We start from the raw sequence: 10,264 nt of genomic DNA, 5'->3' as shown, positions 1-10,264 counted from the left end.
CTCGTCGAGCACCCGGAGGACCTGGCCCTCATCGCCTCCCTCGGCCTGGTCCTCCTGCTGTTCCACCTCGGCGTCGAGTTCCCGCTCGAACAGGTCATCGGCGGCGGCCGCCGGCTCCTCCTCGCCGCCGTCTGCTACATCGGCCTCAACGTCAGCGCCGGCCTGCTCTTCGGCCTCGCGCTCGGCTGGGGCGGCGCGGAAGCCCTCGTCATCGCCGGCGCGCTCGGCATCTCGTCCTCCGCCATCGCCACCAAGCTGCTGATCGAACTCCGCCGCCTCGCCAACGCCGAGACCCCCGTCATCCTCGGCATCATCGTCATCGAGGACCTGTTCCTCGCCTTCTATCTCGCCCTCCTCTCCCCCGTCCTCTCCGACGCCGCCTCCCCGCTGGAACTCGCCCGGGAGATCGCCGTCAGCTTCGGCTTCCTCGCCCTGCTGCTGGTCGTCGCCCGCTACGGCGCCCGCGCGGTAGGCCGCCTCATCGGCAGCCGCGAGGACGAGCTGCTGGCCGTCGTCGCCGTCGGCCTTGTGGTGTTCGTCGCCGGACTGTCGGAGGAGTTGGGCGTCTCCGACGCCATCGGCGCGCTGATGATCGGGCTTGTCGTCTCCCGCACCCGCTACCACGAGCGCGTCGAACGGCTGGTACTGCCGCTCCGGGACGTCCTGGCCGCCGTCTTCTTCGTCAGCTTCGGCCTCGCCATCGACGTCGCCGACCTCGGCCCGGTCCTCGTACCCGCCCTGCTCGCCGTCTGCGTCACGCTCGCGACCAACGTCGGCGCGGGCGTCATCGCCGCCCGCCTCTTCGGCTTCAACCAGCGCGGCGCCGCGAACATCGGCCTGACCATCCTCGCCCGTGGCGAGTTCTCGCTCATCCTCGTCACGCTCGCGCTCGCCGCCGACCTCGACAACCGCCTCGGCCCGTTCGTCGCCCTCTACGTGCTGATCCTCGCCGTGCTGAGCCCGCTACTGGCCTCCCAGTCGCGCTACCTCGCACGTGTCATGCCGGACGCCGTGCTGCGCTCCAACTGGCGGTACGTGCGGGAGGAGACCACGACCACCTCCTGCACGCACCTCGACCAGGTGAGGATCACCGACACCGAGCAGCGCGCCTGCGAGGAGTGCCGGCGGCTGGGCACCGACTGGGTGCAGCTACGCCTCTGCGTCACCTGCGGCCACGTCGGCTGCTGCGACGACTCACCCCACCGGCACGCCCGGGCCCACGCCGCCGACGCCCGCCACCCCATCATCCAGTCCGCCGAACCCGGCGAGGACTGGCGCTACTGCCTGGTGGACGACACCCTCGTCCGCGCCCCGCTCGGCAGACCCCGCAAATGAGCCTCCGGCACGGCGACGGCCGGGAGGTCAAAGGCACACCACACGATCTTCCCCGGGTCCTTCCTCGAGTCGCGCGGCGCGACCCCCCACCGGTCCGACAACTCCCGCACGAGGAACAGGCCCCACCCGCCGTCGGCCTCCGCGTCCGTGTCCCGCCCCGGCTCCCGCAGCAGCCGGGGAACCCCGCCCCCGCTGTCGTGCACCTCCACATACAGCGACCCGCCGCGCTCCCGCCACATCCGCACCCCGTAACCGCGCCCCGGCGGAACCCCGTGCCGGACGGCGTTCGCCGCCAACTCCGACGCGCACAGCAGCACATCGTCCATCCGGACGACGATTCCCCAGTCCAGCAGAGCCCGCCCGACAAACACGCGCGCCAGACGCACGGAAGCCCGCTCACGCGGGAAGAAACGTTCACGGAAGCGCAGCGGTACTGATTCTTCTCCGTTCATGCGCCGATCATGGCGGGCGGTAACTACGCTGTGACCGTGAGCTGGCTCGTACAAATCGTTTGTACGGGTCATTCCCGGTCACGTACAGGCCGGTTGGGGGAGTTATACCGACCATGCACCCATCCGCACGCGCACACCGCAACCAACGCAGGAAGAACGCCTCGGCGATGCGCCTCGTCGGCGCGCAACTCGCCCAGCTCCGCCGCAACGCGGGGCTGACGCAGGAGCACCTGGCCGAACGCGTCAACGCCGAGTACGACACGATCGCCTCCATCGAGCAGGGCCGCAGGCCCCTGAAACGCGAACTCGCCGTCCAACTCGACGAAGTCCTCAACACGGGCGGCGTCCTCACCATCGCCGTGGACAACATGCCGGAGATGGACAAGTACCCGATCTGGGCGGCGGAGTTCGTGGATCGCGAGGCGGAGGCACTAGCCCTCTCGTCTTACGAGAACCAGGTCGTGCCTGGCCTGCTCCAGACCGAGGACTATGCCCGCGCGGTGTTCCGCAGCCGCGTTCCGGCATACAGCGAGGAGGAGATCGAACAACAGGTCGCCGCGCGAATCGAACGGCAGGAGATACTGCGCCGGAAGCAGCCGCCGAACGTCAGCTTTGTCATCTCCGAGGCAGTCCTGATGGACCGTCTTGGCGGCGAGGAGGTGTGGCACAGCAACGTGAAACACCTGATCGATTGCTCCCACCTCCCCGGCATCTCACTTCAGATCCTGCCGTTCGGCAGAGAGTCCCACGCTGGTCTCAACGGACCATTCGTCGTCCTGGAAACACCAGACCACGAGCACATCGCGTACATGGAGACCCAGCGCGGTAGCCAACTCGTCTCGGACCCAGATGAGGTGAGCATCCTGGCGCAGAAGTATGCGATGCTGCGAACGCAGGCTCTCACCCCGGAGGAGAGCCGAAGTCTGTTGCTCCGGCTGCTAGGAGAGACATGAACAGCCCACTGAACTGGTTCAAGTCGAGCTACAGCGGTAGCGAGGGCGGCAACTGCCTTGAAGTCGCCTACACCTGGCGTAAGTCGACCTACAGCGGTGACGAGGGCGGGAACTGCGTGGAGGTCGGCTACGCCTGGCGGAAGTCGACGCACAGCACCGAGCAAGGCGGAGCCTGCGTGGAGGTCGCGGCGTGTCCGTCGGTTGTCCACGTGCGGGACTCGAAGGACCCCGACGGTCCCGTCCTGACCCTCTCCCCCACCGCCTGGTCCGCCTTCACCGCCCACGTGGCCTGACGCCGACGGAGAAAAACCGGTAACCGTCCCCGCGCCCGGCGGCGTATCGTCCGGGCGCATGGACGATGACCTGCTTGCCGCGTACGACGCGCAGTTGCGCGGCTGGAACGGCCGCCTACCGGCCGGCGCGCGACTGGAGACGGACGGACCACTGGTGCGGGTCGTCGGCCTGCACCAGGGCTTCGTGAGCGGCCCGCGCGACCTCGCCCTGCCCCCCGCCGAGCTGGACGACCTCATCACCCGCCAGCGCGACTACTTCGCCGCGCGCGGCGAATCCGTCGAGTGGAAGACCCGCTCCCACGACCTCCCGCCGGATCTCCCCGACCGCCTCCGCGCGGCGGGCTTCGAGCCGGACGAACCCGAGACGGTCCTGGTCGCCCGCACCGACACCATCGCCGCCTCCGCCCCCGTCCTCCCGCCCGGCGTCGAACTCCGCACGGTCACCGACCCGGCCGACCTCCACCGCCTGGCCGCCATGCAGGCCGAGGTCTGGGGCGAGGACAAGTCCTGGCTCGCCGACGAGTTGAACGCACTGATCGCCTCCGGCGACGACACCGTCACCGTCCTCGTCGCCGAGGCCGAAGGCGAGGTCGTCTCCTCCTGCCGTCTGGTGGTCGAACCGGGTACGGACTTCGCCGGCCTCTGGGGCGGCGCGACGCTCGCCGCCTGGCGCGGACGCGGCATCTACCGCGCCACCGTCGCCGCCCGCGCCCGCCTCGCGGCGGCAGCCGGCTACCGCTACGTATACGTCGACGCCTCCCCCGACAGCGCCCCCATCCTCCGCCGCCTCGGCTTCACCGCCGTCACCGGCACCACGCCCTACATCTGGACCCCACAACCTGACTGAACAGGTAATCTCACCGCAGCGCAGTTCGATTCGTCCCACAAGTGGGTTTCGGCCGCGCGAACTTGTCGTGTTGTCCCGTCCCCACAAAGAGGCGCAGCCCGTTGAGACTCTGGACCCGGCTGCGTGCGAGCAGCGCACTGTGGGCAGCGGTACCGCTGCTCCTCGTGATGCTCTTCTACTACGTCGTCCACACCTACGACGCGGTCACATGGGTTCCCTACGGGCATCCGCCGGCCGTCGTCGCGGACGCGCTGGAGCCCGTCTACCTTCTCTCCCTCACCGCCGTCGCGGCGCTGGCCGCCTGGGAGGGCGGGAAGCTGCGGCAGTGGGGTGTGTGGGGTCTCGCACCGGCCCGCAACCGGTTCGCCGTCGCCACGCAGGCGCTCTGGCCGGTACTGGCCGTGACCTGGCTGGCGATCGTGCTGCCCGTGACCGCGAGTCTGATCCAGGCCGGTACTGTTCCGAGCTGGCACATCGCTCCCCACATGCTCATGGCGCTGGTCGTGCCCGTGGCGTACGCGGTCATCGGCTTTGCCGTCGGACTTGTCCTGCGGCCTACGATCTCCGCGCCCCTGCTCGGCGTGACCGTCTTCCTGGTGCCGGGCTTCTCGGTCACCATGACAAGCTTCGCGCCGCGCCACATGTTCGGTCGCGGCGCCGACGCGGTGATTCTCGGCGAGTACATACCGTTCAGCTCCGTCTTCCCCGCCATCCTCCTCGCCTGCGGGACGGCGGCCGCTCTCTGCCTGCTGTGGGTTCCGCGCCTCCACATCGCTCTTCGGGTCGTCACGGCCTGCGCGATCGTGGCCGCGTGCACACTCACCTCGTACCGCCTGGTGGCCGACTGGGATTCAAGCGTGCCGGTGAAGGCGGGCATCACTCCGCTCGTCTGTGAGGGGCGGTCCCCGGAGGTCTGCGTGCCCGAGGGCGCCGCCGACCGCCTCCCCGCCATCCACAAGGAGACATCGGCCGTCGTGGAGGAGATGCACCGCGCCGGCCTGGTTGCCGTTCCCCGGGCGGTCACGGACTCGGCGGTCAGCGATCGGGGCGGTGAGCGCGAGTCCGCCGCGCTGTGGCGCCACCCGCTCACGTACTACCACGAGCAGGGAAAGTTGCGGCACAAGCTGATCATGTCGGCGATCCACGAGTCGTTCCCGTGCCCGAACCCGGGCGGTGACCAGCGCCGCGCCCTTCGCCTGTGGGCCGCCGGAACAGTCGGCGAGGGCGAGCGGCTACTCGACCGGTACACGCGCAGCGACAGTTTCGGTCCGGCCCGCACTGACAAGCTGCGACAACAGGTGGAGAAGGTCAGAGAGCTGCCCCCCGACGAGCAGCTGCGCTGGTACCACGACGGTCTCAAGCAGTCCTGCGCCAAAGGCGTGGCACGGGAGGCTGAGGGGCTGTGAGGTGGTGGTTCTTCGCCCGGCAGGCGCATGTGCTCCTCCCGGCCACTCTTCTCCTGACGCTTGCTGTCGTCCTCACCGCGCGTGACAGGGCCATCCCCGTGCCGACGTTCGGCCTGTCGGGGATGATGGAGGTCGTCTTCCTGCTCTTCGCGCCGCTGCCGGTGGCGGCGGCGCTACTGACCTGCCTGGAGTCGCGGCAGGCGGCGGCAGAGGTGACCGGCATCCGCCCGGTCGCCCGCTACGACGTGCTGCTCAGTCTCTCCACCGTCCTCGCGGTGACGGCCATCGGCCTGCTCGTCGGCGTCCTCACGGACGCGACCGAAGTCCTGGCCCTCGGCCGCAACACCGCCTTCCTCGTCGGCCTGATGCTCTGCGTCTACCCGTTCGTCGGTAACCGCGCGGCCGCGGCTCCACTTCTCTGGGTGCTCGCCGTGCTCTACCTCGGCTTCCGCCCGAGCAAGGACCCCTATCCCTGGACGGTCATCCCCGAGCCGCTCAGCGCGCCGCACGCGGCGGTCAGTGCCGCGCTCGCCCTGCTCGCCGGCCTCGCCGCTCAGACCCGCACCTCCCGGAGACTGCCTTGACGCTTGTCCTCGACTCCTGCTCCTACGCCTACGGCCGCTTCCGCCGGCACCCGGTGCTGGAGGACTTCGACTACCGGCTGCCCGAGGGCGTGACGATCCTCCTCGGCCCGAACGGCGCCGGAAAGTCCACCCTGTTGAAGCTCGCGGCGTCCGTCACCCGCCCCGACACCGGGACGATCACGTTCGACGGGGCGCCGGCAGGTACCGCCGCCTACCGCCGCGTCATCGCGTGGATGCCGCAGGACATCACGCGCATGCGCTCGCTGACCGCCCGCGAACAGGTCGCGTACGTCGGCTGGCTGAAGGGCATGTCCCGTACGGACGCCTGGGACCAGGCGCTGGACGCCCTGCGCCGCGTGGAGTTGGCGGACCAGGCCGACACGCGTACGTCGCGCCTCTCCGGCGGTCAGCTCCGCCGCGTCGGCGTCGCCGCCGCGCTGGTGCACAGCGCGCGTGTACTGCTGCTCGACGAGCCGACGGCGGGCATGGACCCGCGCCAACGCCGCGTGTTCCGTGACGTGTTGCGCGGCCTCAGCTCCGAGGTCCGGGTCCTGATGTCCACCCACGACGTCGCCGACCTCGCGGACGACGCCGACAACGTCGCCGTCCTCGACTCCGGACGGCTCCTCTACGAGGGCACCAGCGCCGGCTTCCTCGCCCAGGCCCCCGCCGACACCCTCCCCGGCCGGGCGGCGGAAGGCGCCTACACCCACCTCTTGGAAGGCACGCCGACACACTGAGGACACGTGCTCCTCGCCTCGCTAGGCTGCGTGGCGTGAACGTGACCCACACACTGCTGACCATCGGCAGCGTCGTACTCGCGGCAGTCCTGGGCAACCTGTGGGTCTCGAAGGACGCCCTGCGGTGGTTCCGTGAGCTGCGCTGGCCCCGCTGGATGGTCCCGTTCCAGGCATTCCTCGTGGTGGGCCTGGTCTACTACGTACTGATGGGCGTGGTGCTCTACCGGGCGTTCGACAGGGGCGACGTCCCCGCGATCGCGCTCTCGTTCGCGGTCCTGGTCGGCAACGAGGCGTGGAACGGCCTCTTCTTCGGACGTCGCAGTCCACGCGCGGGCTTTCTCGGCATGCTCGCGTTCACCGTGCCGGTACTCGCACTGCTGATCGCCGTCACCGAGGACCCGCTGTCCCTCGCTCTCGTCGCCACGTACCTCGCGTGGGTCCTCTACGACATCGCATGGACCCACGCGCTGTACCGCCTCAACCCCTGACGGCCGCCGCGCCGAGTGCCGGCTACCTTGCCCGTTCTCGTTTCGCACGCCGGAGCTGTGTGAGAAGGGCCAGCAAGAAGGCGGCAGGCACAAGGACAAAATCCATCGCCTGGAAGACCGGCTCCCCGGAGGAAGACCAGAAGGCGCGTACAAGAACGAGCGCCGCGTACACCGTGGCCGCCGCCACCACGGCGGCGACATACGGATTTGCCGGCGTCCATAGGACGAACCTGCGGATCCTGGCGGCGGTGGTCTGGTCGGTTTCCCCCGGACGGCGGCGTGTGGTGGTGCTCATGCGCCGTACTCCTTATCAACATGCTGTGGTCGGCGGACGGCTCACACCGCCGCGCCTGATTGGTCGCAATCACCTAATCACACGCATAACGCATCGTCTTCGACAGCCTTGTCGCATAGATCCAGTCGTGACCGTCGTAGCCGGGGCCGTCTAGGTGCGCCGCTCGGGTCAACCCGGCGCGCACCGCCACGCGTTGCGACGCGGTGTTGGCCGGTCGGACGCGGGCGATCAGCGGGAGGTCGGGGACATGGTGGGACGCCCAGGTGGCGACCGCGCTCGCCGCCTCGCTGGCGTAGCCCCGGCCCCATGCGGATGGAGCGAAGCGGTAGAAGAGATTAAGGATGGGCACGCCGCGCAGTTCCATCGGCTTGATTCCGCAGAAGCCCAGTTGCCGCTCTGAGTCGTGGGCTCGGGCAACCCAGTATCCGTATCCACACCGCGACCACTGGTCGTTCCAGCGCTGATACAGCTCCTCGGCCTCGGTCAGTTCGGTGAGGGCGTCGGAGGGGTTGTGGAGGCAGGTGGCGGGGTCACGGTGGATGGCCAGGATCGCCTCGACGTCGGCTTCTGTCGGCCGCCGCAACAACAGGCGGGACGTTCGCAGTTGTTCGCTGCCCTTGGTCACGTCACTCATGCGACGAACCATAAGACCGAGGCGCTAGAACGCGTCGGTGTCGGGCGAGGTCAACGTCTCTTCTGTGATCCCGAGTTGGTCGTGGAGGAGGGTGCGGCCGTGCGGGGTGAGTGTGACGACTCGGGAGCTGCCGCGGCGGATGACCCAGCCGTCGTCGAGGGCGTGTTGGCAGAGGGCGGCGCCGACGGCGCCGGCCAGGTGGGGGCGGCGTTCCGTCCAGTCGAGGCAGGTACGGACGTGGGCGCGGCGGGAGCCGCGGGGGCGGTGGTCCTCAACGCCGAGGTCGCGCAGCCAGACCCTTCCCGCCTCGCTGAGGGCCGGGCCGTAGTCCCAGGTCAGCAGCGATCGCTCGGTCATCGCCTCGGTGATCGCGACGGCGACCGTGCCCGCGAGGTGGTCGTAGCAGGTCCTGGCGTGGGCGAGGGCGCGACGCCGGTGGGCGTCGGTGAGGGAGCGCACCGGCGTGTCCCGCAGCGGGGCGTGGGAGGCGAGGCTCTCGATCATCTCGGCGGTGTCGGAGCCGGCGAGACGCACGTAGCGGTGTCGGCCCTGCCGCTCCTCCGCCAGCAGTCCGCCGGAGACGAGCTGGTGCAGGTGACCCGTCGCTGTCGAGGGGGCGACGCCGGTGTGCCGCGCGAGTTCCGTGGCGGTCCAGGCACGGCCGTCGAGCAGGGCCAGGCACATCGCCGCTCGCGTGCCGTCGGCGAGCAGACCCGCCAGGGAGGCGAGGTCGGGCCCGACGAGGCCGGTCGCGGCGGACCGGGGCGAAGGCGTGTGCTTGCTCATGGCCGCCCATTCTGGACGACCGATGTTTCGGCGGCCACCGAAGCCTCGGCGCCCTAGCGTCCTCATCATGCACACGGAAACCGCCCCGGCAGCCACGGACCACCTCCCGATCTCGCCCAGCGTTCTCTACTTCGGCACGCCCGTTGCCCTTCTGACCACCGAGAACGCCGACCGCACGGCAAATCTGGCGCCGATATCGTCGGCCTGGGCGCTCGGTCACACGGTTGTCCTCGGGCTGGGCGCGGAAGGCCACACCGTCGCCAATCTCACCGCCCGCCCGGAACTGGTGATCAACCTCCCCTCGGCGGACATGTGGGCGGCAGTGGAACGCCTCGCGCCGCTCACCGGCGCACACCCCGTTCCGGCCGCGAAGCGGCCCGTCTACCGGCATGAGCCGGACAAGTTCGCGGCCGCCGGGCTGAGCCCGCAGCCCTCCGAGACGGTCCGGCCGCCGCGCGTCGCGGAGTGCCCGCTGCAACTGGAGGCAAGGGTCCGGACGCTCACGCCGGCCGGCCTCGACGGCGAGTTCCGCATCGCGGAGTGCGACGTCGTACGGGTGCACGCCTCCGCCGCGCTGGTCGTGCCCGGTACCCAGCACGTCGATCCCGGCGCCTGGAGCCCTCTGATCTACAACTTCCGCCACTACTTCGCCCTGTCCCGACCGGAGCTGGGCCACGGCTTCCGTTCCCAGACAACAAGCAACACATGAGGAAGCGGGCTCGCGGAGCCCGCGACGTCACGCCGGGCGGCGGCGCTTCTTCGCCCGGTCTCGGAGCACGCGCCGCACGGCGAATCCCGCGAACGCGGCGGAGTAGACCGCCGCGAGCGCCCTCACGAACGGGTTTGCGGCCGTGAGCACGACCACCAAACCGGCACCGGCGCAGAAGACCTCCCAGATGACGTTGTCCGTCCAGTCCTCGGAGGCGGACTCGTCCTCGCCGTTTACGGAGTCTCGCTTGTCGGTGCCGTCAGACACGGCGGGAACGTTTCGCCGGGCGCGTCGGCCAGAGGCGGGGGCGGCGTTTGGCGGCGACGTCCTCGGCCCAGCCGACGGCGACGATGAAGAGGGCGAGGAGGGGCCAGACCAGGAGGAACATCAGCGGCGGGTACAGCGACGTCAGCAGGTCCGCGTGGTCGGGCCAGACGCCGGGGATCTTCCACAGCGGGTCGAGCAGGGGGATGGAGGCGACAAGCGCCATCTCGTGCCACAGGTAGATCGTCACGGCGCGGCTGTTGGCGAGCGTGACGAGCTTGTCGTAGCGGGCGAGGCGGCCGGGGAGGCGGTCCCACTGGGGGCTGATGCGCAGCAGCAGGACGCAGAACCCGAAGCTCCAGAAGGCTTGCGCGAGGGGGATGTCGCCGAGGTCCATGCCGTCGGGCCCGGGATGGGTCGCGGCCCACCAGAGGCCGAAGGCCATGAAGAGGGGGGCGAGGGAGGGTGGGATGTAGGC

14 protein-coding genes and 1 pseudogene are annotated in these 10,264 nt (G+C 69.9%); 9 read left to right on the top strand and 6 right to left on the bottom strand.

Annotated elements, in window-relative coordinates; all coding sequences use genetic code 11:
- The coding region (locus GL263_RS13965) for a cation:proton antiporter (protein ID WP_182856015.1) at positions 1-1,335 on the top strand (1,335 nt) is incomplete at its 5' end.
- Here GL263_RS13965 and GL263_RS13960 read toward each other — a convergent pair.
- Complete coding sequence (locus tag GL263_RS13960; RefSeq protein ID WP_182856014.1) at positions 1,278-1,787, bottom strand: ATP-binding protein; 510 nt, start codon at positions 1,785-1,787, stop codon at positions 1,278-1,280. The two genes, GL263_RS13965 and GL263_RS13960, sit on opposite strands and share 58 nt — an antisense overlap.
- Before the next feature lie 167 nt (positions 1,788-1,954).
- Between GL263_RS13960 and GL263_RS13955 the strand changes: the two genes are divergently transcribed.
- The 7 genes from GL263_RS13955 to GL263_RS13925 all read left to right on the top strand — a co-directional run bounded on the left by GL263_RS13955 (position 1,955) and on the right by GL263_RS13925 (position 7,098).
- A complete protein-coding gene (locus tag GL263_RS13955; RefSeq protein WP_182856013.1) occupies positions 1,955-2,740 on the top strand; it encodes a helix-turn-helix domain-containing protein in 786 nt (261 codons plus the stop codon).
- The gene (locus GL263_RS13950; RefSeq protein WP_182856012.1) at positions 2,737-3,033 is read left to right on the top strand and encodes a DUF397 domain-containing protein; all 297 of its coding nucleotides are present in this window, start codon (positions 2,737-2,739) and stop codon (positions 3,031-3,033) included. Before GL263_RS13955 ends, GL263_RS13950 begins: the two co-directional genes overlap by 4 nt.
- Before the next feature lie 58 nt (positions 3,034-3,091).
- Positions 3,092-3,880: a GNAT family N-acetyltransferase gene (locus GL263_RS13945; protein WP_182856011.1), complete on the top strand. Its 789-nt coding sequence runs from the start codon at positions 3,092-3,094 to the stop codon at positions 3,878-3,880.
- A gap of 101 nt (positions 3,881-3,981) precedes the next feature.
- The gene (locus GL263_RS13940) at positions 3,982-5,286 is read left to right on the top strand and encodes a DUF7224 domain-containing protein (protein WP_182856010.1); all 1,305 of its coding nucleotides are present in this window, start codon (positions 3,982-3,984) and stop codon (positions 5,284-5,286) included.
- Positions 5,283-5,870 (top strand): hypothetical protein, encoded by a 588-nt coding sequence (locus GL263_RS13935; RefSeq protein WP_182856009.1) that lies wholly within the window; start codon positions 5,283-5,285, stop codon positions 5,868-5,870. Before GL263_RS13940 ends, GL263_RS13935 begins: the two co-directional genes overlap by 4 nt.
- Positions 5,867-6,610, top strand: a complete 744-nt coding sequence (locus tag GL263_RS13930; protein WP_182856008.1) for an ATP-binding cassette domain-containing protein — start codon at positions 5,867-5,869, stop codon at positions 6,608-6,610. The genes GL263_RS13935 and GL263_RS13930 overlap by 4 nt, the downstream gene beginning before the upstream one ends.
- A gap of 35 nt (positions 6,611-6,645) precedes the next feature.
- Positions 6,646-7,098 carry a TspO/MBR family protein gene (locus GL263_RS13925; RefSeq protein WP_182856007.1) on the top strand — a complete coding sequence of 151 codons (453 nt, stop codon included), beginning with the start codon at positions 6,646-6,648 and terminating at the stop codon, positions 7,096-7,098.
- 22 nt (positions 7,099-7,120) lie between these two features.
- Here GL263_RS13925 and GL263_RS13920 read toward each other — a convergent pair whose 3' ends face one another.
- The 3 genes from GL263_RS13920 to GL263_RS13910 all read right to left on the bottom strand — a co-directional run bounded on the left by GL263_RS13920 (position 7,121) and on the right by GL263_RS13910 (position 8,813).
- Positions 7,121-7,393 carry a hypothetical protein gene (locus GL263_RS13920; RefSeq protein ID WP_182856006.1) on the bottom strand — a complete coding sequence of 91 codons (273 nt, stop codon included), beginning with the start codon at positions 7,391-7,393 and terminating at the stop codon, positions 7,121-7,123.
- A gap of 73 nt (positions 7,394-7,466) precedes the next feature.
- A complete protein-coding gene (locus tag GL263_RS13915) occupies positions 7,467-8,027 on the bottom strand; it encodes a GNAT family N-acetyltransferase (protein ID WP_182856005.1) in 561 nt (186 codons plus the stop codon).
- A gap of 24 nt (positions 8,028-8,051) precedes the next feature.
- Entirely contained in the window at positions 8,052-8,813 is a 762-nt protein-coding gene (locus GL263_RS13910) for an ArsR/SmtB family transcription factor (protein WP_182856004.1), read from the bottom strand.
- Between the two features lie 67 nt (positions 8,814-8,880).
- Here GL263_RS13910 and GL263_RS13905 point away from each other — a divergent pair, with 67 nt between their 5' ends.
- Complete coding sequence (locus GL263_RS13905; protein ID WP_182856003.1) at positions 8,881-9,522, top strand: flavin reductase family protein; 642 nt, start codon at positions 8,881-8,883, stop codon at positions 9,520-9,522.
- A 27-nt stretch (positions 9,523-9,549) separates the two neighbouring features.
- On the opposite strand, the gene GL263_RS13900 is transcribed toward GL263_RS13905, so the two are convergent.
- Both GL263_RS13900 and GL263_RS13895 read right to left on the bottom strand, forming a co-directional pair.
- Positions 9,550-9,789, bottom strand: coding sequence for a hypothetical protein (locus GL263_RS13900; RefSeq protein ID WP_182856002.1), 240 nt, complete (start codon positions 9,787-9,789; stop codon positions 9,550-9,552).
- Positions 9,782-10,264, bottom strand: a pseudogene (locus GL263_RS13895) (acyltransferase family protein); the annotation flags it as partial. The gene GL263_RS13900 and the pseudogene GL263_RS13895, both read right to left, overlap by 8 nt.

The sequence above is a fragment of the Streptomyces durbertensis genome (assembly GCF_014156695.1).
GTDB classification, from domain to species: Bacteria; Actinomycetota; Actinomycetes; order Streptomycetales; family Streptomycetaceae; genus Streptomyces; species Streptomyces durbertensis.
Note: the sequence above shows the minus strand (reverse complement) of the source record. Positions and strands in the feature narration are given on the sequence as shown.